The sequence below is a fragment of the Actinokineospora auranticolor genome (assembly GCF_041897805.1).
GTDB classification, from domain to species: domain Bacteria; phylum Actinomycetota; class Actinomycetes; order Mycobacteriales; family Pseudonocardiaceae; genus Actinokineospora; species Actinokineospora auranticolor.
This window is the reverse complement of the sequence record NZ_CP154825.1, coordinates 4427132-4451926: the sequence shown is the minus strand read 5'-3', so window position 1 is coordinate 4451926 and position 24795 is coordinate 4427132. Positions and strand designations below refer to the sequence as shown.

General features: G+C 75.7%; 10 protein-coding genes and 1 pseudogene. 2 read left to right on the top strand and 9 right to left on the bottom strand.

Translation table 11 applies throughout. The features are described 5' to 3' along the window. Nucleotides 1-6 precede the first annotated feature (6 nt). Nucleotides 7-2661: a helix-turn-helix transcriptional regulator gene (locus V5P93_RS19575; RefSeq protein WP_104480648.1), complete on the bottom strand. Its 2655-nt coding sequence runs from the start codon at nucleotides 2659-2661 to the stop codon at nucleotides 7-9. 359 nt (nucleotides 2662-3020) lie between these two features. Between V5P93_RS19575 and V5P93_RS19570 the strand changes: the two genes are divergently transcribed. Then, complete coding sequence (locus tag V5P93_RS19570) at nucleotides 3021-3782, top strand: AfsR/SARP family transcriptional regulator (protein WP_219824052.1); 762 nt, start codon at nucleotides 3021-3023, stop codon at nucleotides 3780-3782. 216 nt (nucleotides 3783-3998) lie between these two features. Here the strand turns inward: V5P93_RS19570 and V5P93_RS19565 are convergent, their stop codons facing one another. Then, entirely contained in the window at nucleotides 3999-5447 is a 1449-nt protein-coding gene (locus V5P93_RS19565) for a DHA2 family efflux MFS transporter permease subunit (protein ID WP_104480646.1), read from the bottom strand. A gap of 161 nt (nucleotides 5448-5608) precedes the next feature. Here V5P93_RS19565 and V5P93_RS19560 point away from each other — a divergent pair, with 161 nt between their 5' ends. Continuing rightward, nucleotides 5609-6283 (top strand): TetR/AcrR family transcriptional regulator, encoded by a 675-nt coding sequence (locus V5P93_RS19560; protein WP_104480645.1) that lies wholly within the window; start codon nucleotides 5609-5611, stop codon nucleotides 6281-6283. Nucleotides 6284-6295: 12 nt separating this feature from the next. Here V5P93_RS19560 and V5P93_RS19555 read toward each other — a convergent pair whose 3' ends face one another. The 7 genes and pseudogenes from V5P93_RS19555 to V5P93_RS19525 form a co-directional block, all read right to left on the bottom strand. Continuing rightward, the gene (locus tag V5P93_RS19555; protein ID WP_104480644.1) at nucleotides 6296-7345 is read right to left on the bottom strand and encodes an LLM class flavin-dependent oxidoreductase; all 1050 of its coding nucleotides are present in this window, start codon (nucleotides 7343-7345) and stop codon (nucleotides 6296-6298) included. Between the two features lie 188 nt (nucleotides 7346-7533). Then, nucleotides 7534-8724: an amidohydrolase family protein gene (locus V5P93_RS19550; protein ID WP_146108141.1), complete on the bottom strand. Its 1191-nt coding sequence runs from the start codon at nucleotides 8722-8724 to the stop codon at nucleotides 7534-7536. A 26-nt stretch (nucleotides 8725-8750) separates the two neighbouring features. After that, nucleotides 8751-10184, bottom strand: coding sequence for an MFS transporter (locus tag V5P93_RS19545; RefSeq protein WP_181043630.1), 1434 nt, complete (start codon nucleotides 10182-10184; stop codon nucleotides 8751-8753). Then, a complete protein-coding gene (locus tag V5P93_RS19540; protein WP_181043629.1) occupies nucleotides 10181-10498 on the bottom strand; it encodes a hypothetical protein in 318 nt (105 codons plus the stop codon). The genes V5P93_RS19545 and V5P93_RS19540 overlap by 4 nt, the downstream gene beginning before the upstream one ends. A 3-nt stretch (nucleotides 10499-10501) precedes the next feature. Further along, on the bottom strand, nucleotides 10502-11542 hold the full coding sequence (locus V5P93_RS19535) for an LLM class flavin-dependent oxidoreductase (RefSeq protein ID WP_104480641.1): 1041 nt from the start codon (nucleotides 11540-11542) through the stop codon (nucleotides 10502-10504). Nucleotides 11543-11581: 39 nt separating this feature from the next. Continuing rightward, on the bottom strand, nucleotides 11582-14689 hold the full coding sequence (locus tag V5P93_RS19530; RefSeq protein ID WP_104480640.1) for a type I polyketide synthase: 3108 nt from the start codon (nucleotides 14687-14689) through the stop codon (nucleotides 11582-11584). A gap of 3 nt (nucleotides 14690-14692) precedes the next feature. Further along, nucleotides 14693-24763 (bottom strand): annotated as a pseudogene (locus tag V5P93_RS19525) (SDR family NAD(P)-dependent oxidoreductase); the annotation flags it as partial. Nucleotides 24764-24795: the final 32 nt, after the last annotated feature.

Below are 24795 nucleotides of genomic sequence, written 5' to 3'. Positions count from 1 at the left end.
GCGGGCTCAGCGGGCGCGGGCGGTGGCCAGGACCCGGACGAGCTCCACGCGCGTGGACACCTTGAGCTTGCGGTAGACGCGGCTCAGGTGGACCTCGACCGTGCGCGGGCTCAGCCCCAGCTCGACGGCGATCTCGCGGTTGCGCAGGCCCGTGGTGGCCAGGTCGGCGACCTGGTGCTCGCGGTCGGTGAGTTCCGCCAGCGGGTCCGCCGCGCGCGTGGTTCCCGGACCGGCTCGGTCGGGGAAGCGGACGCCCGCGCCGTCGGCCAGCGCGCGGGAGACGGTGTCCACTTCCCTGGCCGCGGTGTCCGAGCCCGCGTCCGCCAGGCGCGAGACCGCGTGCCGCAGCGCCCACGCCTGCGCGACGACCATGCCCTTGTGCGCGAACAGGCAGGCCGCCGCCTGGTAGCGCCGGGCGGCGGGCCCCGGGTCGTGCCCGGCGAGCGCGTGCCCCGCGGCGAAGTTCGCGAACGCCGTGGCCGCGTGCAGGTCCAAGCCCTCGGCCGCGGCGACCGCCCGGCGGGCCCACTCGTCCGCCGCGCCGGGCGGGGCCGTGGCGGCGAGCAGTTCGTAGCCGCACGGTCGCAGCACGGCGGGCAGCCTGCCCAGGGTGGGTCCGCCCCCCGAGGTGAGCAGGGTCGCGCTCGCCGCGACACCATCGCCGAGCAGCCGCAAGCGGGTGGCCGTCAGCAGGGACAGCAAGGGGTGTGCGGAGCCGGACACCGCGGTCGTGGAGTCCGGTTCGCGGGGGGCCGGGACCGCGTCGGCGTCCACGCGGGTGGGCACTACGGTGCCCATCAGCTCGACGATCGCGATCCCGGCCGCGCGCGGCCCCGCGGCTGAGCCGCCGGCCACCTGCCTGGCGACCCGGCGCCCCTCACCCGGCAGGCCGGTCACCGAGTTGCCCAGCGCCAAGCCCACCTGGAAGTGGGGCAGCAGGAACCGCCAAGGCGTGGCGGGCAGCAGGCTCAGCCCGCGGCGAAGATGGGTGACCGCGGGCAGTGGTTCACCCAGCAGCAACTCGGCCCAGCCCAGCACCCCCAGATACCCGATGGCGCCGCCCAGCGCGGCATCGGGCAGCGCGTCGAGCCGCGCGGCGGAGTCGACGACGGCGCGTTTGGCCCGCGCCACGGCAGGCGCGTCGGCGTGCGGGGAGAGCGCCGTGCCCAGCGCGGCCAGGGCCAACGCGCACGCGGTGCCCACGTGGTCGCCCGCCGCGCGGGCGGCTGCCGCGGCGGCCGCCACCGGTTCCGCGGCGGGCACCCGCTGCTCCAGCACCGCCAGCAACTCCCGGTGCGCGGCCAGCGCGGCGTCGGGACCGTGCGTGGCGAGGTGGTCGTCCACCAGCGCCCGCGCGGTGTCGAACCGGCCCGCCACCGCCCAGCGCAGCGCGGCGAAGGCCACCGCCTCGGCGCGGTCCGGCCGCGGGGCGTGCCACACCAGCCCCTCCAGCAGGTCTGGCGGCGGCGGGCCATCCGGCCACGCCCCCACCACCTCGGTGACCAGTCGGACCAGTTCCCGTGCTGCCGCGTCGTCGAGGTGGCCCGCGTTGGCCAGCACGAGCCGCAACCAGCCGACCGCCTCCGCCGGGCGTTCTGCGGCACCGCGCAGCAGCAACCCGATGTGCTCAGCGTCCAACTCGACCAGCCCGCCCGCGACGTGCGCGGCGAGCACACCCGGCGCCGCGCCGCGCCTGCGCGTGAGCGCCAGCGCCCGCCGGTGCGCCCGCTGGCGGGGCCAGGTGCCGATCGACTCGTACACCGCGGCGGCGACCGCCGGGTGCCGGAAGCACAGCCGCGGTCCGGACCCCGCCGAGCGGAACACGTCGCGGGCCACCAGCACCCCCACGGCCTCCTGGACCGACCGCTCGGACAGATCAGCCACCTCGGCGAGGGCGTCGACGTCGAACGGCCCGTCGAGCACCGCGCCCGCGGCGGCGACCGCGGCCACCGCCGGGTCGGTGCTCACGGTGACGTCCTCGGCCAACCGGGCGCGCAACCGGGCGAGCCGGGTTCGCGCGGTCGGGTCCCGGTCCCCTGCGGGCACCTGCTGGGCGGCCGAGGCCAGCACGTAGAGGGGGACGCCGTCGCCTTCACGCGCCGCGCGGCGCGCCACCGGGTCGCGCGCGGACCGGCCCAGCAGCTGGGCGCACTGCTCCACGTCGAGCGGGGGCAGACCCAACCGCTCGCACGTGCCGACTTCGGCCGCGTGCGCCAGGTGCGCGGCCAGGGCGGGGGGTGTGCCGTGCGCGCGGCGCGCCAGCACCACCAGCTGCGGTCGGTCGGGGCGCGTGGCCACCAGTTCCGCGATCGCCTCGGCCTCGGTCGGGGTGACGTCGTGCGCGTCGTCGATCAGCAGTGCTCGCGGCGGGCCGGTGGTTGCCGCGGCCGACAGCGCTCGCCCGCGCGTCGTCGATCGGCCGGGCACGCACCGGGTGAGCGCCACCGCCATACCGCGCGCTGTGGCGGTGCGCGCCGCGTGCCCCAGCAGGAACGTCTTGCCCGCGCCCGGTTCACCGACCAGGTCGACCAGCACGCACATCCCGGCCGCGGCGAGGGTGGCCGCGGCCGTCAACCGGTCCGCCTCCACTTGGCGCACGATCTGTCCGGTGCCCGCGTCGACCGGGTTGCGCATGTACGGGTCCTCCTCGGTGTACGCCATTTCCGTTTGCGCGATTGTTCCCAGTCGCGTCGACATTTCCACAATAGGTGATCGGGGGCGCTCGCCTTTGCGTGATGGGATTGCCTGAATGGTTCATTGACGACTCCGGTGACGGCGTGTAGGTCGGGCCGCCGCGGGTCAAGGTGATCTGGGTCTCCCATACGTGGTTTCCCTGATGCGGTTCCGCTCGGCGCTCGGCCAAGCTGGGTCCGGGCGCTCCCGCTCCGGCCCGATGGTGTGCCCGTGTCGGGGCGCTCGCGCGGTGACCGACCGCGCCCGCCATGTCCGCCCCCGCCGCGCGGCGGGGCTTTCCGATCCACTGGGTGGGGGTCGTTGTGGAATACCAGATCTTAGGCCGTTTGCGCGTCGTCGGAGCCGAGCGGGCGGAGGTCGTCGGTGCGCCCAAGGTCGAGACGTTGCTCGGCGCGCTGGTCTGCCGCGTGGAGGAGGTGATCCCGGCGGAGCGGCTGGCGTACGAGATCTGGGGTGCGCGACCGCCGCGCCGGTGGATGGCGGCCCTGCACGTGCACGTCTCGCAGTTGCGCAAGGTCCTCGGTCGGATCGGCGGTGATCCGGACGGCGTCAAGGACCGCTTGGTCACCCGAGCGCCCGGGTACGCGCTGCTGCTGGGGGAGGGGGACGCGGTGGACGCCAAGGACTTCCACAACCTGGTGTGCCAGGGGCGTTCCGCGTTGCGCCGGGACCGGTTGGAGGAGGCGTCGAAGGCCTTCGGCGCGGCGTTGGCCCTGTGGCGGGGTCCGGCGTTCGGCGACGTGCGCGTCGGGTCGATGATCGCCGAGTTCGCCACCTGGGCGGAGGAGACCAGGATGGAGTGCACCGAACTCAAGATGGAGGTGGACCTGCGCATGGGCCGGGACCGCGAGCTGATCGGGCCGCTGCGCAACCTGGTCACCGAGCACCCGCTGCGCGAGGCGTTCGCCCGCCAGCTGATGATCGCCCTGTGCCGCGCGGAACGCCCGGCCGACGCGCTCAAGGTGTACCGGTTCATCGAGCGGACGCTGGACCAGGAACTGGGCGTGCAGCCCGGTCGGACGCTGCGCGAACTCCAGCGGCGCATCCTGGCCGACGATCAGGACATCCCGGTCGGGATCGTCGCCTGAGCGTCGTGCGTGTACCGGGGAGGCCGCCGATTTCCCGCGCGCGCTCCCCGGTACGCGCGGGAAATCTCTCGGGTGACTGGCAGCGGGTTTTTCCGGCTCTCGCCCCAGGGATTCGGAAAAAGCGGGCAAGGAAGAGACCGGAACGCGCACGGCGCGTTCCGGATGGGCTGACCGAGGGGTGGGTCGAACCGGTTCGACCCACCCCTCGGCGGGCGCCTACACGACCTCCGAGGCAGGCTGCCCGTCCGGCTCGGCCGCAGCGGCGCTGGGGGTGGGCGCCGCGGGCGGTTTGCCCGGCAGTAGCAAGCCGGAGAGCAGGACGCCCAGGGCGGCGGCGAAGACCCACCAGAACGGACCGTGGAAGTCCTCGGCCGTCGGTTTCGCACCGCTCGCCCCGCCCTGCAGGAGCATGGCCGACACCGCGATGCCCGCCGACGCCCCGAGTTGGTTGACGATGTAGAGCGCGGACGTGCCCTGCGAGATCGACTCCGCGGGCAGGGTCCGGTAGAGCGAGCCCATCGTCGGCGCGCCGACGAAGCCGAGGCCGAGCCCGGTCAGCAGGGCGCACGCGGCCAGCAGCACCAGGCTGCTTCCCGCGTCCACCTGCGTGAGGACCAGCGTCGACACGGCGATCACCGCGGCCCCGGCAGGCACCAGGGCGCGGGTACCGACCTTGTCGCTGAGCCTGCCCGCGATGGGCATCCCCACGAACGACCCCACGCCCAGCGGCGCCAGCAGCAGGCCCGCCCGCAGCACGTCGAAGTCGCGCGCCAGTTGGTAGTACAGCGGCACCAGGAACAAACTGGAGAACAGCATCACCCCGGTCAGCCCCATCACGGTCACCGCCGCGGCGAACGACCTGGAGCGGAACAGCGCGAGGTCGATCAGCGCGTCGCGCCCCGCGCGCAGCGCGTGCGCGCCGTAACCGAGCAGCAGCAACACGCCCAGGGCGAGCGCGACGACGACCGGCGTGGAGCCGATCCCGGTGCCCTCGCTCGCCCGGGAGAGGGCGAAGACCAGCGCGCCGAAGCCCGGTGTGAGCAGCGCGAGGCCGAGGATGTCCAGGCGCGCCCCGCCGCGTTCCACCGGATCGGTGGGCACGACCGGCAGCGACAGCAGGAACGCCAGCACCCCGATCGGCACGTTGATCAGGAACATCCAGCGCCAGTCGAGGCCGTCGATGATCAGTCCACCGAGGATCGGCCCGAGCACCGGACCGAGCGGGATGACGATGCCCATCAGGCCCATCACCCGCCCGACGCGCGCCTGGCCGGCGGCGCGGGCGAGCAGCGTGAGCATGATCGGGTCGAGCATGCCGCCCCCGAAGCCCTGCAGCACCCGGAAGGTGATCAGGCTCGGCACGTCCCAGGCCAGGCCGGAGGCCAGCGAGAACCCGGTGAACACCGCCAGCCCGACCAACCACATCCGGCGCGCGCCGAACCGGTCGACGGCCCACGCGGTCAGCGGGATGGCGGCGGTGACGGCCAGCAGGTAGCCGGTCGCCACCCAGCCGACCGTGGCCAACGAGGAGTCGAAACGGCCGGCGAGCGTGTCCATGCCGACGTTGACGATGGTGCTGTCCACCAGACCCATCAGTCCGCCGAGCAACACCACCCCGAGCAGTTTGCGCAGGCCCGGATCCAGCCGGTCCTCCTGGGTCGACATCGGGAGACTCCCAATACGTGCGATGGGTGATGGACGGTTCAGGACGACGGCCTGAACGACTTGGTTCAAATTAGCTGCCTGGACGGTTGCGGCGCAACCCAGGTGTCAGTTGTTTTGAACCGAGTGGTTCATCTTGGCGATCTCATCGGTAAGCTGGCGTCATGACCACCGCGAACCCGCCCACCCGACGACCGCGTGGCCGCATCGACAAGCGTCGTGATCTCATCGCCGCGGCTTTCCGGGTCTTCGCCGCGCACGGCTACATGGGTTCGTGCGTGGAGCAGATCGCGGCCGAGGCGGGTACGGCGAAGCCGACCCTGTACGCGCACTTCGGCGACAAGGAGACGCTGTTCCGCGAGGCCGTCGCCGAGGTCGCGCGGGCGGCCATGGACAAGAGCCTGGCCGTGGTCGGCGACCTGGACCCCGGGGTGGCGGACCTCGCCGCCGCGCTCACCGACATCGGGGTCGACCTGCTCGACTGCTACCGCGCCGAGGATTCCTGGGCGCTGCGCAGGCTGGTCAACGCCGAACTGGTGCGTTTCCCCGACCTGGTGCGCACCGTGCTCGGTGGTGGTGCGGAGGTCAACCGGGTCACCGGCGCGCTCGCCGACCGGTTCTCCCGGCTGGTGCTCGCGGGCAGGCTCGCCCGGTGCGAACCCGACGAGGCCGCCGAGCAGTTCGTCGCGCTGCTCACCGGCCCGATGGAGGCCCGCTCGGCACTGGGCACGCGACCGGTGCCCGACGCGGAGGTCCGGCGGGTGGCCGCCTCGGCGGTGCGCACCTTCCTGCTTGCCTACGGTGCCGAGGCTGCCGGTCCTCGCGTCGCCACGCGGTGATCGGTGGTGGCGCTACCGGTGCGCCGCCGCCCTCGTCGGGCGCACCGCCCGGGCCAACCGCGCGTAGGACGCGACCCGTTCGGTGTGCTCGGGCACCAGGGTGATACCCATCAGCTCCGCCGCGCCGGTGCGCGCCAGCAGGTCCGATACCAGCGCGGCCACCCGCTGCGGGCCGCCGAACAGCTGCCGCTCGTAGTGCTCCTCCGCCCAGGCGCGCTCGGTGCCGTCGAACCGGTGCGCCGCCGCCTCGGCGCGCGACGGGTACAGCCCGTAGAAGTCCCCCGCCTGGATGCGGAGCTTGCGCACGAGGTACGGCTGCGCGATCTCGCGCGCGTGCTCGTCGGTCTCCCCGACGATGACCATCGCGGAGAGGATGGCGTACGGCTCGCGCTGTCGCGGCGACGGGCGGAACCGCTCGTGGTAGGTCGCCAGCGCGGCCTCGGCCAGGTGCGGTGCCAACTGGTGGGCGAAGGCGTAGGGCAGGCCCAGTTCGGCGGCGGCCGCCGCGCTGGTGGTGCTGGCCCCCAGCAGGCACAGCCACGGCACCCCCGGCGGGGACGGCAGCGCGGCGATGGTCCGCGGCGACGCGTCCCGCGCCGGGGTGTCCAGGTAGGTCCGCAGGTCGGCGAGCCGGTCCGGGAAGGTTTCCGGACCGTGCAGCAGCAGGCCGCCCAGTGCCCGGGCCGTGTTGGCGTCGCTGCCCGCGGCGCGCCCGATGCCCAGGTCGACCCGGCCGGGGTGCAGCGCCTCCAGGGTGGCGAACTGCTCGGCGACGGCCAGCGGCGAGTGGTGCGGCAGCAACACGCCGCCGGAGCCGACGCGCAGGTCCGTGGTCGCCGCCGCGAGCCTGCCCGCGAGCACGGCGGGCGCGGACGTCGCCAGGCTCGGGGTGTTGTGGTGCTCGGCGGCCCAGTAGCGCCGGTAGCCCAACCGCTCCACCTCCTCCGCCAGCGCCACCGCGTTCCGCAGCGAGGTGACCGCGTCGCTGTCGGACCACACCGGAACGACGTCGAGCACGGACAGGTGCGGGGAAACGGGCGCGACCGCGCCGGTTCCGGCCATGTGGGGACTCCTCGTCGTTCGGTTGGTTGTTCGCTCGGTCGCGTTCCCGTGGTGGCGCCGGGCTGGGGCGAACCGGTGTGCGTTCGGCAGGTCGACCGTTCTCGATCTCCACCATATCCGCTTCGGATCGTTGTCCGACAAGGGGATCCGGTGCTCTCGGGCAATTGTCCACACCGGATGTCCCCGGTTCACGCTTGCCCGGTGACCACCCTGCCGCGGCTGAGGACCAGGATCGGTTCATCCAATGTGGACAAATTTGCGCGCGGGTCGTCGGCGACGACGACGATGTCCGCGTCGAGTCCGACGGCCAAGGCGCCGGTGCGGTCGCCGACCCCGACCGCGGCCGCGGTGTCCGATGTGGCCAACCGCAGGACTTCCGGGGCGGTCAGCCCGGCCTCGGTGAACCAGCGCAGCGACCCGGCGAACCGGTCGAACGCCGCGCCGGGTACGCCCGCGTCGGTGCCCGCCAGCAGCGGTACGCCCCACCGCCGCATCCGGCCGATCCGCGCGACCAGGGCGTGGAACCCCGGCGCGGCGAGCAGTTCCGGCAGGTCCGCCAGCCCGCCGTGCAGGGTCGGGCACACGCCGATCCCGGCCTTCGCCGCCGCGCGCAGCACCGCGTCGGCCCGCGCGGGCGACGCGTCGGTGTCCGGCCCGGCGGGCAGGGTGCAGTGCTCGATCGTGTCGACCCCCGCGGCGATCGCGTCGGCCACGCCCGCCAAGCCGTGCGCGTGCGCGGCGACCGGTAACCCGTGCGCGTGCGCGACGTCGACGGCGGCGCGCAGTTCGGCCACGCCGTACTGGGAGGCCCAGTTCGGTGGGCCACCCGGGGTCAGCGTGCCGCCCGTGGCCATCACCTTGACCAGGTCCGCGCCCTCGGCCACCCGGGCCAGGACTGCGGCGCGCACCTGCTCGACGCCGTCGGCGACACCACCGAGGAACCAGCAGTGCCCACCGGTGGGGGTGATCGGGCTGCCCGCCGTGAGCAGTCGTGGCCCGAGCAGGCGCCCCGCGTTGATCCCGTCGCGCACCCCGCGCACGATCCCGTCCCGGTCGCCCAGGTCGCGGGCGGTGGTCACCCCGTGGCGCACCAGGGTCTCCGCGCGCGCGGCCGAGGCCGCGGCCAGGGCGCGCGGATCGGCCGCCCGCACCGCCCCGACCGGGTCCGGGCCCCCGTCGAACACCAGGTGCACGTGCGCGTCGACGAACCCGGGCAGCGCGGTGTGGCCGCGGTGGTCGAGGACCGTGCCGCCCCGGTGGTCGGCCAGCACGTCCCGAGCGCCGCCGATCGCGGTGATCACCCCGCCGCGCACCGCGATCGCGGCCCCCACCACCTCCGGCCCGTCGCCGCGCACCAGGGCGCGGTCGACCAGCAGCACCACTTCGTCCGTCCGCCGTCGCGGGCTCACGCGGGTGGCAGCGGGCGCACGACGAACACCGCGATCAGCAGCGCGAGCGCGGTGAACACCAAGCCCGCGGTGAACGCCGCCGAGTAGCCGCGGGCCAGCGCCGCTGCCCGGTCCGCGCCCTCGGCGCCCGCCGCCCGCACCGCGGTGCCGAAGACCGTCACCAGCAGCGCCAACCCGACCCCGCCACCGAGGCGCTGCGACACGTGCACCAGGCTCGACGCCGTACCGGAGTGCTCGGGCGCCACACCGGACACCCCCGCTGCGGTGGCGGCGACCAGCAACACGCCCAGCCCCACGCCGAACAGCACCAGCGGGCCGAGGAGGCCGGTGAGGTAGCCGGTGCCGGTGTCCACCCCGGTCAGCCAGAGCATGGCGGCGGCGGTGGCGCCCGCGCCGGTGATCATCAGGTGGCGCAGGTCCCACCGGCGGGCCAGTGCCCCGGCGGCCCGGGCGCACAAGAACGTCGACAGCGACATCGGTAGGAACGCCGCGCCGGTCGCCAGCGGCGAGAGCCCCCGCAGGTCCCGCAGGAACTGGACCAGGAAGAAGAACTGGCTCAACACCGTCGCGGCGAGCAGCAGCAGCACCGCGTAGGCCCCCGCGCGGGTGCGGTCGGCCAGCAGGCGCGGCGGCAGCAGCGGGTCCGCGGCGCGGGCCTGCGCGAACGGGAACACCGCCAGCAGCGCCACGGCCGCGGCGAACGCCATCACGGTCTGGGCATCGCCCCAGCCCGCCGCCGCGGCCCGGATCAACCCGTAGGTCAACGCCACCATGCCCAGCGACGACAGCAGCGCACCGGTGAGGTCGAGCCGGACCCGGCGCTTGGCGGGCGCGGGCAGGAACCGGGGCGCGAGGACCACCACCGCCAGCCCGATGGGCACCGTGAGCAGCAGCGTCCACCGCCAAGCCCCGATCGTGGTGAGCAGCCCGCCCGCGATCAGGCCCACGGCGCCGCCGATCCCCGACACGGATGCGTAGACGCCCAACGCCCGCGGCCTGGCCCGGCCGGGGAACGCGGTGACCAGCAGCGCCAGGCCGCTGGGTGTGGCCAGGGCGGCGCCGACCCCCTGCACCGCCCTGGCGGCGACCAACCACCACGCGGTCGGGGCCAAGCCACCCAGCAGCGCGCCGAGCGCGAACAGCCCCGCACCCGCGCGGAACACCGCGCGCCGCCCGAACAGGTCGCCCGCGCGGCCCCCGACGAGCATCAGCCCACCCAGCCCGATCAGCTCGGCGTTGATCACCCAGGCCGCGGTGGTCGTGGTGAAGCCGAGCGCGTCGCGGATGGTCGGCAGCGCGACGTTGACCGCCCCGGTGTCGAGCACCACCGACAACTGGCAGGCCACGATCAGCAGCAGGGCCACCGACCCGCCGCGCTCGGCGGACCGGTCCGGGGTGCCCGCAGCGGTGCCCGTGCGTTCGACGGTCACCGCGCGCCTCCCGGTATCCTGTGGACGTGGCCCGCGATGTCGCCGCTGCCGCGGTCCACCCACCCGCGCTTGGTCGCCGCGGCGACCATCGCGGTGAACCCGCCCGCCCGCTCGGCGGTGTCGAAGCCGCCCGTCGCGCGCAGCCACGCCTGGTCGACCCAGGCCAGCTCGGCTGAGTCGAACCGCACCCGACCGGCCAGCGCCGCACCGACCACACCCAGGTCGAGGCCCTCCGGGACCTCGACCGCGAAGCGCCCCAGGTCGTCGGGGTCGAGCACGCTGGCCGTCCCGTCACCGTCGACGCGCACCCGCACGGCTCAGCCCGCCACGGTCTGCGGCGACAGCCGGTCGACGTGCGGCAGCACCTCGCTCGCGAAGGTCTCCATCGAGCGCAGCGCGACCTCCTTCGGCAGGTAGCCGAAGTTGAAGCCCGCGATGACGTAGGTGATGCCCGCGTCCACCAGCTCCCGGAACCTGGCCACCACTTCGTCGGACGAGCCGCTGACCAACAGCCCGCGGGCCTTCTCCAGGTACGCCGGGTCGAGTTCGTCCGGGGTCACCGCGGTCCCGCGCACCGGGTGGACACCCCGGGTCAGGCCCGCCGAGGTCATCAGCTGCCGGGCGATCTCGCGGACCACCAACTCGCGGCTCTCCGCGTCCTCACCGCAGTAGACGAACCGGTTCACCTGGAACTCCACCCGGTCCAGGTCGCCGCCCTCCTCGAGGATCCACCGCCTGCGCTCGTGGATCTCCGGCAGCGTGGTCACCGCGGGCAGCATCGGGTTGAACCCGCGGCGCACCGCGGTGCGCAGCGACTCGCGGCTGGTGGCCGCCATCCACACCGGCGGGTGGGGGGTCTGCGTCGGCCGCGGCAGCACGGTCATCGGCGCGTCCACGCGGAAGTGCTCGCCCTCGAAGGTGAAGTCCTCGGTGGTGAACACCCGCATGATCACCTCCAGGGCCTCCTCGAACAGGGCGCGGTTCTGCGTGACCTGCTTGCCGAAAGCGAGGAACTCATGTGGCTGGTACCCGCGCCCGATCCCGAGGTCGAACCGCCCCCCGGTCAGCGCGTCGAGGGTGAGCGCGTCGGTGGCCAGGCGCACCGGGTCCCAGAACGGCAGCACGACGATCGACGTGCCCAGCCGCAGTCCCGGCGCGATCGCGGACGCCTTGGCCAGCAGCAGCAGCGGTGCCGAGGTCAGGCTGTAGGTGGAGAAGTGGTGCTCGGTGATCCAGATGCCCGCGAAGCCCTTGTCCTGGGCCCAGCGCACGTCGTGGAACAGGTCGGCGTGCGACGCGGCGGTGGTGGCGGCATCGCCCGCGGGTGCCATGTTCAGGTAGCCGAGTCCGACTCGCAAGGTGGTCCTCCGTGAGGGTGGTGGGGGTGGTGCCGGGGCTCAGCCCGCGGCGGCCAGCTCGCCGTCGAGGAACTCGGCGAGCAGGCGGGGTGTGGGGTGGTCGAAGATGACCGTGGGCGGCAGCAGCAGCCCGGTGGCGTCGCAGAGCCGGTTGCGCACTTCCAGTGCGGTCAGCGAGGACAGCCCGGCCTCGAGCAGGCTGTCCCGCGGATCGATGGCCTCGGGGGTGTCGTGGCCGAGCACGTCCGCGCTCTCCGCCCGGACCAGATCGAGCAGGATCGCGACCCGTTCCGTGCCCGCCGCCGCGGACAACCGCGGCTCCCGCTCCGGGTGGCGCCGCTCCTGCGCCGCGCCGCTCGCGGCGACGGGGGACCCGTCACGGTCGGTGGGGCGGGCACGGCGGTGCAGCCAGTGCCGGGTGCGCTGGAACGGGTAGGTCGGCAGGGGTGGCACCGGGGCGGCCGGATACACCCCGGGTGGGTCCAGGCGCCACGACCAGTCGACGGGCACGCCCGCGGTCGCCAGCCGGGCGAGCGCGGTGGTCAACGCCGTGTCGTCGGCTTGTCCCCGGTGCAGGGCGCAGGCCACGGCCGCGTCCCGGGGCAGGGTGTTGACCAGGTGCGGTGACAGCGCCGGGTGCGGGCCGACCTCCAGCCAGGCGGTCACGCCGAGCGCGTCGCGTGCGTGCGCGACGCCCTGGTGGAACCGGACGGTGTCGCGGATGTGCGCGACCCAGTGGTCGGCGCCGAGGTCGTCCAAGACGGCCCCCGTGCGGTTGGAGACGATCGGCAGGCGGGGGCGGTGGTAGGTCAGGCGGTCGGCGAACGCGCGGAACGGTGCCAGGGCCGCGTCCATGTGGTGGGAGTGGAAGGCGTGGCTGGTCACCAGTTCCGCGGTGCGCACCCGCCGGTCGGCGAAGTGCGCGCGCACCTCGGCTACTGCGGCCCGGTCGCCGCTGACGACGGTGCCGCGCTCGTTGTTGACCGCGGCGACCGCCACCCCGGCGGGCAGCACCGCCCGCACCTCGTCCTCGGCGGCGTCGACCGCCACCATCGACCCGCCGCGGGTCGCGGCGGCCATGTACCGGGCCCGGGCCGAGATCAGCGCGGCGGTGTCCGCGAGGTCCAGCACGCCTGCCGCGTGTGCGGCCGTGAGCTCACCGACGGAGTGTCCCAAGAGGACGTCCGGGGTGACGCCGCGCTCGCGCAGCAGCGCGGTGAGCGCAGTTTGCACGGCGAACAGGGCGGGCTGGGTGTAGGTGGTTCGGTCGAGCGGTCCACCCCGCGGCGCGTCCGGTTCGCCGAGGATCAGCGGCAGCAGCGGGCGGTCCAGGTGGCGGTCGAGTTCGGCGCACACGCGGTCCAGCTCGTCGCGGTACGCCGGTTCGGCGGCGTAGAGTCCCCGCCCCATCCCCGGGTGCTGGCTGCCCTGTCCGGAGTAGACGAAGGCGAGTCCGCCCGGGTCGGCCGCGCCCGCGACCACCCGGCGCGAGCGCCGCCCGTGCGCCACCGCGTCGAGCCCGGCCCGCAGTTCCTGCGTCGAGGTGCCGAGGACGACCGCGCGCCGCGCGAACCCGGTCCGCGCGGCCAGCGCCCGCCCGACCGCGACCGGGTCCGCGCCCGGCTCCCGGTCCAGGTAGGCCAGCAGCCGCTCGGCCTGCTCGCGCACCGCGTCCGGCGTGCGCGCGGACAACACCCAGGGCACCACCCCGGCGGGTTCCGGCGCGGGGCCCACCTCGGGTGCGGCAGGCGGCTCCTCCAGCACGACGTGCGCGTTGGTACCGCTGATGCCGAAGGCGGAGACCGCCGCGCGGCGCGGCCGGTCGCCGCGCGGCCACGGCCGGGCCCGGGTGAGCAGCCGCACCCGACCGGTCGACCAGTCGGCGTGCGGGGTGGGCTCGTCGGCGTGCAGGGTGGCGGGCATCGTGTCGTTGGCGAAGGCCAGCAGCGCCTTCAGCAGCCCGGCGCCTCCGGCGGCGGCCTGGGTGTGGCCGAGGTTGGACTTGATCGAGCCCAGCCAGAGCGGCCGGTCGTCCGGTCGGTCGCTGCCGTAGGCCTCGTGCACCGCCCGCGCCTCGATCGGGTCGCCGAGCACCGTGCCGGTGCCGTGCGCCTCCAGCAGGTCGACGTCGGCGGCGGTGAGCCCGGCCTCGGCCAGTGCCTGGGCGATCACCCGGCGCTGGGCGGGGCCGCTCGGTGCGGTGAGGCCGTTGGAGGCGCCGTCGGAGTTGACCGCGCTGCCGCGCAGCACGCCGAGTACCGGGTGCCCCCGTTGCCTCGCTCGCGCCAACGTCTCCACCGCGACCACCACGACGCCCTCCGCCCAGCCAGTCCCGTCGGCCCGCGCGGAGAACGCCTTGCAGCGCCCGTCCGGCGCCAGGCCGCGCTGGCGGGAGAACCACACGAACAGCTCGGGGGAGGTCAGCACGGTGGCGCCGCCCGCCAGCGCCAGATCGCACTCGCCCGCCCGGATCGACTGGGCCGCCAGGTGCAGCGCGACCAGCGCCGAGGAGCAGGCCGTGTCCAGCGTCAGCGACGGGCCTTCGAGGCCCAGCAGGTAGGACAACCGGCCGGAGGCGATGCTCGCGGCGTTGCCGGTCATCACGTGGTCGTCGAGTTCCGGCGGGATCTCGGCCCGGTCGGGGGCGTAGCGCGGGGCGGACATGCCGATGAACACGCCGGTCCGGCTGCCGCGCAGCGACCAGGGGTCGATCCCCGCGCGTTCCAGCGCCTCCCATGAGGTCTCCAGCAGCAGCCGCTGCTGCGGGTCCATCGCCGCCGCCTCGTGCGGACCGACCCCGAAGAACGCCGGGTCGAACCCGGCCGCGTCGGCCAGGAACCCGCCCTCCCGGACGTAGCTGCGGTCCGGCAGCCCCGGCTCCGGGTCGTAGAGTCCGTCGACGTCCCACCCGCGGTCGGTGGGGAAGGGGCCGACGACGTCCCGCCCGGCGGCGAGCACGTCCCACAGCGCCTCGGGGTCGGCGATCCCGGCGGGCAACCGGCACCCGGCGGACACCACGGCGATGGGCTCGCGCCCCCGGCCGCGCTCCTCGGCGAGCTTGCGGTTGGCCGCCCGCAGGTCGGCGGTGGCGCGCCGGAGGTACGCCCGCAGCTTGTCCTGCGTGGCCGGGGAATCCGGGGTGACCATCGTTCAGCGCTCCCTGATCAGCGGGTCGGTGTCCGCGCGGGTGATCTCCTCGTCGAGCGCGGCGAAGAGTTCGTCGTCGGTGGCGGTGAGCAGTTCGGTGTCGAGGTCGGCGCGGCCCACGTCGGCGAGCCGCTCGGCCAGGGCCACCAAGCGGGCGCCCACCTCGGTGCCCGCCAGCTCGGCGGCCCGCGCGGTGGCCGAGCCCAGCCACGCCAGCACCGCCTCGGGGGCGAGGCCGTCGGTGGTCGCGTCCGGCACGCCGCCCAGCACGTCGACCAGGTGCGTGGCCAGCGCGCGTGGCGTGGGGTACTCGAACACCAGGGTCGTCGGCAGGTCCAAGCCGGTGTCGTTCCCGAGCCGGTTGCGCAGTTCGACCGCGGTCAGCGAGTCGAAACCCAGGTCGGTGAAGGCGGCGTCGGGGTCGACCTGGTCGGCGCCGTCGCGTCCCAGCACGCCGCCGACCCGCGCCAGCAGCGCGTCGAGCAGCGCGTTCGCCCGCCGTTGCGGCGGCAGCCCGCGCAGCCGCGCGGACAGCTCGGCCTCGGGCGGGCGCGCGGCTCGTCCGGGTGTGGTCGGGACCAGCCCGCGCAGCGCCGAGGGAAGCTCGCCCGCCGACGCCGCGCTACGCAGCGCCGCGAGGTCGAACGCGGCGGTGGCGACCACGGCAGGCCCCGCCGCCGCGGCCGCGTCGAACAGCGCCATGCCGGTGGCGGTGTCCAGCGGGACGAGCCCGCCGCGGGCCAAGCGGGCACGGTCCACCGCGCCCAGGTCCCCGGCCATGCCGCCGTTCGCCCAGGGTCCCCAGGTGGTCGCGGTGGCGGGCAGGCCGAGCGCGGCCCGGTGACCGGCGAGCGCGTCGAGGAAGGTGTTGGCCGCGGCGTAGTTCGCCTGCCCCGCGCCGCCCAGCGTCCCCGCCAGCGAGGAGAACAGCACGAATTCGGTCAGGTCGACCCCTCGGGTCAGTTCGTGCAGGTGCCACGCGGCGTCCACCTTGGGGCGCAGCACCGCCGCGAGCCGCGCGGGCGTCAACGACGACACCAGCCCGTCGTCGAGCACGCCCGCCAGGTGCACCACGGCGGTCAGGTCGTCGATCTCGCTCAGCAGCGTGGCCAGCGCGTCCCGGTCGGCCGCGTCACAGGCCACGAGCCGCACATCCGCGCCCAGTTCGGTCAGGTCGGCCACCAGGTCGGCCGCCCCCGGCGCGGCGGCCCCGCGCCTGCTCGCCAGCACCAGCCTCCGCGCGCCGCGCACGGTCACCAGGTGCCGGGCGAGGTCGGCGCCGACTCCACCGGTCCCGCCGGTGAGCAGGATCGTCCCGGACAGCGGTGCCGGTTCGCCGCCGCCTGCGGGCACGGGGCGCAGGCGCGGCACGTGCGCGGCACCCGAGCGCAGCGCGACCTCCGATTCGCCCGTGGCCACCGCCGCGGCCACCAGGGCGGTGTCGGCGCCGTCGGTATCGACCAAGACGAACCGGCCCGGGTGTTCGGCCTGAGCCGAGCGCACCAGGCCCCAGACCGGGGCCAGGCCCACGTCCCGCACCGGGTCGTGGTCCCCGGTACCGACCGCGCCCCTGGTCACCAGGACCAGCGGCACGCCGTGGTGCCAGCCGCGCACCAGCGCCAAGGCGCGCGCGGCGGCCGCGTGCGCCCCCGCCACCGGGTCCGCGGTCGACTCGAACTCGACGACGGCCGCCGCGGTCCCCGCCGGTGGCGGGACGGCCGGGTCGTGGTCCGGGCGCAGGCGCGCTACCGGTCCCGCGACGGGGCCCAGCGGGATCCGCTCCCACAGCACGGTGTGCAGCGGCGGGCCGCCGAGCGCGGTGGGGGGTGTGCCGAGGCGCACCCGCGCTGCGGTGAGCACGGGATCGCCCGCCGGGTCGTGCAGCCGCAAGCCGATCAGGTGCGCGCCGTCTCCCGCCGCCGCGACCTCGTCGCCGCCGGTCGTCACGGTCACCGCGCCCGCGCCCGCGGTGTGCGCGTGGACCCCGTGCCAGGCCAGCGGTGCCACTGCGGGGCCCGTCACCGCCCGCACCGCTTCCGCCAGCAGCACCGGGTGCACGGCGTGGGCCGCGGCGTCCACCCCGGGCCCGGTGACCTCCACCCGTGCCGCCGCCGCGCCGGGGACCCCGCCGCCGTCCGTTATATCCACAGTGGACAAAGTGCCGGTTGCCCACACCTCCCACGGCCCCGCCGCCCGCGCCGTGTCGATCTGGACGGGGCGGCCGCCGTCCGGGCCGTCCGGGCCGCCCGGGTCGACCCGGACCCGGACCCGGACCCGGCCCCCACTCGCTGCGGGCGGTGGGCCGACCAACTCCAAGGAGTCCAGTGCCGGGGCGCCGACCCGGGCCCCCGCGACGAGGGCGAGGTCGACCGGCAGCGCCGCCAGGGCGGACGCGTCCGCCGCCCACGGTTGTCGGTGCGCGCTGAGCGAGCCGGTCATGACCACACCGCCGGGCAGGTCGACCGCAGCGGCGAGGACGGGGTGCGCGACCGGGTCCAGACCGACCGCGGCCACGTCGCCCGCGGGGCGCGCGGGCGACAGCCACAGCCGGGTGCGCTCGAACGGGTAGGTCGGCAGCGCGGCGCGGGCGGAGTCGGCCGGGTAGTGCGCCGACCAGTCCACCGGGACGCCCGCGACGTCCAGGCGGGCCAGCGCATCGGCCAGCGCTTCGGCGTCGGGCCGGTCGCGGTGCAGGGTGTGCGCCACCGCGGCGCCCGCCGGGAGGTGCGCGGTCAGCGACGGGTGCGGGGTGACCTCGACGAACACCTCGGCGCCCAGGTCGACCGCGTGCCGCACGCCGTCCTGGAAGCGGACCGTGCCGCGCAGGTGCTCGGTCCAGTGGTCGGCGTCGAAGCGGCGCACCGGCGCGCCGGTGCGGTTGCCGATCACCGGGATGGTGGGCTCCCGCCAGGGCACCCGCTCGGCCACCGCGCGGAACGGGGCCAGTGCGGGCTCCATGTGGTGGGAGTGGAAGGCGTGGCTGGTGCGCAACTCGGTGGTCCGGGTCCCCCGCTCCCGGAAGACCGCGACGACCTCCAGCACGGCACCGCGATCCCCGCTGATCACCGTGCTCGCGGCGTTGTTCACCGCGGCGATCCCCACTCCGTCGACCAGGTGGGCCCGCACCTCGTCGGCGGTGGCGCCGATGGCGGCCATCGCCCCGCCCGGGGTGGCGGCCTGCATGCAGCGGGCGCGCGCGGCCACGAGGGTGGCCGCGTCGGGCAGCGTCAGTGCCCCGGCCACGTGCGCGGCGGTGATCTCGCCCAGCGAGTGCCCGAGCAGCACGTCCGGTCGCACGCCCCGGGCCCGCAGTGCCTCGGTCAGCGCGACCTGCACGGCGAACAGGGCGGGCTGGGTGTACTCGGTGCGGTCGAGCACCGCACCCGACTCGGCGTGGACGACCTCGGCCAGCGGTCGGTCCAGGTGCGGGTCGATGGCCGCGCACACCGCGTCGAAAGCGGCGGCGAACACCGGGTCGGCCGCGCGCAGGCCGCGCGCCATGCCCGCGTACTGGCTGCCCTGCCCGGAGTACGCGAACGCGATCCGCCCGGACCTCGGTCGGCCGAAGTGCACACCCGGGTGCTCGGTGTCCGCCGCCAGCGCGGCCAGGGCCGCGGCGTCGGCGACCGCCACCCGGTGGGTGAACCGGGTCCGGCGGTTCAGCTCGCGCCCGACAGCAGTGGCCGGCAGGTCCGCGACCACCGGCAGCAACCGCGCGGCCTGGGCGCGCAGCGCGGCCGGGGAGCGCGCGGAGAGCACCCACGGCGCCGCGGGCCCGCCGGTGTCGGCGGGCGCGGCCGGGGCGTCGCCCTCTTCGAGCACGACGTGCGCGTTGGTGCCGCTGATGCCGAAGGCCGACACCGCCGCGCGCCGCGGCCGGTCACCGCGGGGCCACGGTCGCGCCTCGGTGAGCAGCCGCACCCCGTCGTCCGACCAGTCGACGTGCGGCGTCGGGGTCTCGGCGTGCAGCGTCCGCGGCAGCGTCTCGTGGCGCAGCGCGAGCACGGCCTTCAGCACGCCCGCGATGCCCGCCGCCGCGTTGGTGTGCCCGATGTTGGACTTCAACGACCCCAACCACAGCGGGCCGGACCGGTCGCGCCCGTAGACGGCGGCGATGGCCCGCCCCTCGATCGGGTCGCCGAGCGCCGTCCCGGTGCCGTGCGCCTCCACCAGGTCCACGTCCGAGGGGGTCAGCCCGGCGTCGGCGAGGGCGGCGCGGATGACCCGCTGCTGGGCGGGGCCGTTGGGGGCCGTGAGGCCGTTGGAGGCCCCGTCGGAGTTCACCGCGCTGCCGCGCAGCACCGCCAGCACCGGGTGCCCCAGTTCCCGCGCCCGGGAGAGCCGCTCGACCGCGACCAGGCCGACACCCTCGGCGAAGCCGGTGCCGTCCGCGCCGTCGGCGAACGCCCGGCACCGCCCGTCCGCCGACAGCCCGCGCTGGCGGGAGAACCACACGAACAGGTCCGGTCCGGCCAGCACCGTGGCCCCGCCCGCCAGGGCCAGGTCGCACTCACCCGCTCGCACCGCCCGCGCCGCCAGGTGCAGCGCGACCAGCGACGAGGAGCACGCCGTCGCCACGCTGACCGCGGGACCCTCGAACCCGAAGAAGTAGTTGATCCGGCCGGAGGCGACGCTGTCGGCGCCTCCGGTGCCGACGTAGCCCTCCAGGTCGGGGGGTACCTCGTGCAACCGCGACCCGTAGTCGCTGCCGACCATGCCCAGGTAGACCCCGGTGCGGCTGCCGCGCAGTGCCGTCGGGTCGCCGACCAGCCGCTCCAGTGCCTCCCACGCGGTCTCCAGCAGCAACCGCTGCTGCGGGTCCATGGCCGTGGCCTCGCGCTGGTTGATGCCGAAGAAACCCGGGTCGAACCCGGCGGCCTCGTGCAGGAACCCGCCCGACCGCGCATAGCTGGTCCCCGGGTGGTCGGGGTCCGGGTGGTACAGCGCGTCGAGGTCCCATCCCCGGTCGGTGGGGAACCCGCCGATGGCGTCTCGGCCTTCGGCGATCAGGTCCCACAGCTTCTCCGGCGTGTCCGCGCCACCGGGGAACCGGCACGCCAGGGACACCAGGGCGATCGGGTCGTCCGCAGACCCGTCCACCGGCGTGGCGGTTCGGTGCTCGTGGTCGGCGACCGCCCCGGACAACTCGCGGTCCAGGTGGGCGGCCAGCGCGCGGGTGTTCGGGTAGTCGAACGCCAGGGTCGTCGGCAGTGCCAGGCCGGTGGCCGCGGCCAGTTGGTTGCGCAGTTCGACCGCGGTGAGCGAGTCGAAGCCCAAGTCCTTGAACGCCTTGTCCGGCCGCACTCGCGCCGCGGTGGCGTGCCCGAGTACCGCCGCGACCCGTCCGCGCACCGCCGCCAAGAGCAACTCGACCCGTTCGGCCGGGGGGCGCCCGCGCAACGCCGCGCGCAGCGATCCGCCGGGCCGGGACCCGCCGCCCGTGGATCCGGCCAGCTCCGCCAGCACGCGGGGCAGGGCACCCGCCCTGGCCAGCGCCCGCAGGGCGCCGATGGCCACGGGGGCGGGCGCGACGGTCACCGCGGCCACGGCCCCGGCCGCGGTGAACAGCTCGGCGGTCCGCTCGGCCGACAACGGTGACCACCCCGCCGCCCTGGCCCGACCCTGGTCGACGCCGGGTTGGTCGGCACGCGGACCCCACGCCAGCGACCGCGCGGGCAGTCCGAGGCGGCGGCGGTGCTCGGCCACCGCGTCCAACGCGCTCGCCGCGGCGGCGTGCGCGCCCCGGCCCGCACCGCCGGTGGTCCCCGCGACCGAGGAGCACAGCACGAACTCCGCCAGGTCGTGCGCGAGCGACGCCTCGTGCAGCGCCCACGCGGTGCGTACCTGCGCGTCCAGCACGGCGGCGATCCGCTCGTCGTCGAGGGTCGCGACCGGGCTGTCGGTACCCGAGGCCGGGACGTGCACGACCGCGGTGACGCCGAGGTCGAGGACGCCCGCCAGGGCGACCGGGTCGGTCGGGTCGACGTCGACGGCCTCGACCACGGTGCCCTCGGGCAGGTCCGCGGCGGCCACCGGACCCGCGTCACCCACGACGAGGAGGGCGCGCACACCGTGCTCGACGGCAAGGACCGTCGCGATGAGCGCCGCCAGGTCAGGCTGTCCGGCGGTGATCAGGACCGGCCCCGGGCCGGTCGCCCAGCCCCTACCCGGTTCGGGTGCCACGGGCCGCAGCCGGGCCGCGAACACCGCCGAGCCGCGCACGGCGAGCTGCGGCTCGTCGCCGCCGGGGACCGCGGTCGCAGCGCCCGGCGGCAGGTCCACCAGGCGGATACGCCCCGGCTCCTCCGCCTGGGCGCTGCGGACCAGGCCCCAGACCGCGGCCGACGGCGGGTGGACCCGGTCGTCCGCCGTCGCCGCGACCGCGCCCCGGGTGAGCACGACGAGTTCCCGGTCGACCGGACCGGCCAGGAACTCGCGCAGCGCGCCCGCCGCGCGCAGGACCGCGGCCCGCTCGGTGTCCTCGGCGATCTCGACGACGACCGGTTCGCGGTCGTCCGCGGGTGCGGTGACCTCGTGCCACCGCAGGACGTGCAGGCCCGCACCGGCGGCGGGCGCGGTCGGGGGCACCTCGACCTCGCCCAACTCGACCGCGGCCACGGCGAGCACGACCGCGCCGTCGTCTGCGAAGGCGGTCACGGCGCCGCCGTCGAGCAGTACCCGCCACCGGTTGCCCGTACCCGCGCCCAACCGGGCGCCGCGCCAGGCCACCGGCCCGCGGCCGGGCGTGCGCAGCGGGTGCAGGGCGGCATCGAGGAGCACCGGGTCGGTGACATAGCCGTCCGCGCCGTCGCCCGCGACCTCGACCCACGTCCGGTCACCCGCGACCCACACGCCGCGCAGCGCGGCGGCGACCTCGGCGCCCAGCTCCAGACCGGTCCGCTCGACCACGTCCGTGACCGGCACGGCGCGCGCCCCCTCCGGTGGCCACCGCGCGGGTGCTACCGCGTCGAGCGAGTCGGCCGCGGTGGACAGCGCGCCGTCGGCGACCGCGGTCCACGCCGAGGCGCCCTCCAGGCGCGCGTGGACGGTGATGTGCCTGCGCCCCTCGGCCTCGGCGAGGACTGTTACGCGTACCTGAACGGCCGCCGTCCCGGGGAGCGCCACCTGCGCGCGCTGCGTGAGGTCGGCGACGCCCGCGCAGCCGGTGTACTCGGCGGCGGCCACGGCCAGCTCCAGCAGCGCGGCGGCGGGGAGCAGCGCGGTGCCGTCCAGCGTCGTCGCGGCCAGCGCGGGGTGGCTGGCGGCCGAGATCCGGCCCGTGAACGCGACCCGTTCGGCGTCGACGTCGGTCAGCGCCGCGGCCAAGACCGCGTGCCCGGTCCCGGTCAGCCCCGCCGCGGCCAGGTCGCCTGCCTCTGGGGCGGCCTCGAGCCAGTAGCGGGAGCGCTGGAAGGCATAGGTGGGCAGGTCGGTGACCGGACCCGGACCGAACAACCCGGCCAGGTCCACGCGCACGCCCCGGGCGTGCGCCCCCACCAGCGAGGTGAGGAACCGGGCGCGGCCGCCGTCACCGCGGCGCAGCGTGCCGGTGACCGCGACGTCCACGCCCGCCTGGTCGGCGACCTCCTGGACGCTGTAGGTCAGCACCGGGTGCGGGCTGACCTCGACGAAGGTGCGGTGACCCGAGTCGATCAGGCCGCGCAGGCCGCGCTCGAACAGCACCGGCTCGCGCAGGTTGGTGAACCAGTACCCGGCGTCGAGGCCGGAGGTGTCCACCGGCTCGCCGGTCACCGTGGACTGGAATCGCACGGTGGAATCGACCGGGACGATGCCCGCCAAACCGTCGACGACCGCCGCGCGCACCGGCTCCACGTGCGGGGAGTGCGAGGCGTAGTCCACCGGCACCACGCGGGCGCGCACCCCCTCCGCGTCCAACTCGGCCACCAGCTCGCGCAGCGCGTCGGCGTCACCGGAGAGCACCACCGACGCCGGGCCGTTGACCGCCGCGACGCTCACCCGGCCACCGCGGCCCACCAGCCGCTCGGTGGCGGCCTCCGCCGACAGCGATACCGCGGCCATCCCGCCGCCCCGGGGCAACCCGACCAGCGCCTTGGCCCGCAGGGCCACCACCTTCGCCGCGTCCGCCAGCGTCAGCGCGCCCGCCACGCACGCCGCGGCGATCTCGCCCTGAGAGTGCCCGATGACCGCGGCGGGCTCGACGCCGTGGTGGCGCCACAGCGCGCTCAGCGACACCATGACCGCGAACAGGGCGGGCTGGATCACCTCGACCCGGTCGGGTTCCGCGCCGGAGCGCAGTTCCGCCAGCAGCGACCACCCGGTGTGCGGGCGCAGCGCGGCGTCGCAGGCGGCCATCGACTCGGCGAACACCGGGTGGTCGAGCAGCTCCACCGCCATGCCCGCCCACTGCGCGCCCTGCCCGGGGAAGACGAACACCGGTTTGCCCGGGTCCACGGCCGCAGCCAGCGCACCGCGCTCGGGCAGCCCACCGGCCGCCAGTTCGGCCAGGCCCGAGCGCAGCTCGGCCAAGTCGGTGCCCACGACGCCCGCCCGGTACTCCAGCGGCGACCGGGTGGTGGCCAGCGACCTGCCGACCACCGCCGGGTCCGGTGCCGGATCGCCGTCGAGGTGGGCCAGCAGCAGGCGCGCCTGGTCGGCCAGCGCCCGTGGCTCGCGGGCGCCGAGCACCCACGCCACCGCGGTTCCCGGCTCGGGTCCGGTGCCCGGCTCGGGGGCGTCGGCGACCGGCTCGACCGATTCGACGATCACGTGCGCGTTGGTGCCGCTGATGCCGAACGAGGACACCCCGGCCCGCATCGGCCCGCCGTCGGTGCGCCACGGGCGGGATTCGGTCAGCGGCGACACCGCCCCCGCCGACCAGTCGACCAGGGAGGTCGGCCGGTCGGCGTGCAGGGTGCGGGGCAGGGTCGTGTGCCGCATGGCCATCAAGACCTTGATCACGCCGCCGACACCCGCCGCGGCCTGGGCGTGCCCGATGTTGGACTTCAGCGAGCCCAGCCACAGCGGGTGCCCGTCCTGGCGGTCGCGGCCGTAGGTCCTCAGCAGCGCCCGCGCCTCGATCGGGTCGCCGAGCCGGGTGCCCGTGCCGTGCGCCTCCACCAGGTCCACGGCGGCGGGCGCGAGCCCGGCGTCGGCCAGCGCGGCGCGGATGACCCGTTCCTGGGACGGGCCGTTGGGCGCGGAGAGCCGCCCGCTGGCCCCGTCCTGGTTCACCGCCGACCCGCGCAGCACGCCCAGCACCCGGTGCCCGTGGCGACGGGCGTCGGAGAGCCGTTCCAGCACCACGAGCCCGACACCCTCGCCCCAACCGGTGCCGTCCGCGCCATCGCCGAAGGCCTTGCACCGCCCGTCCGGGGCCAAGCCGCGCTGGCGGGAGAACTCGACGAACAGCGTTGGCGTCGCCAGGACGGTCACCCCGCCCGCCAGCGCCAGCGAGCACTCACCCGCCCGCAGCGCCCGCCCCGCCAAGTGCATGGCCACCAGCGACGACGAGCAGGCGGTGTCTACGGTGACCGCGGGACCCTCCAGCCCCAGGGTGAAGGCGACCCGACCGGAAGCCACGCTGCCCGCGCTCCCGGTGCCGATGAACCCCTCGAACCCGCGGGGGATCCGTCGCAGCCGTGAGCCGTAGTCGTCGTACATCACCCCCGCGAACACCCCGGTGTCGCTGCCGCGCAGCGCGAGCGGGTCGAGGCCGGCGCGTTCGACGGCCTCCCAGGCGACCTCCAGCAGCAGCCGCTGCTGCGGATCGATGGTCAGCGCCTCGCGGGGGGAGATGCCGAAGAACTCCGCGTCGAACCGGTCGGCACCGCGCAGGAACCCGCCGTCGCGGGCGTACGAGGTGCCGGGGTGGTCCGGGTCCGGGTGGTAGAGGGCGCCCAGGTCCCAGCCCCGGTCGTCGGGGAACGGACCGATGGCGTCGACACCGTCGGCCACCACCCGCCACAGGTCCTCCGGCGACGCGATGCCACCGGGGTAGCGGCAGGCCATGCCGACTACCGCAATCGGTTCGCGGGCGGCCTGCTCGACCTCGTCCAGCTGCTGCTTGGTGCGCATCAGGTCGTGGGTGACCCGCTTCAGGTAGTCGCGGAGCTTCGCCTCGCTGG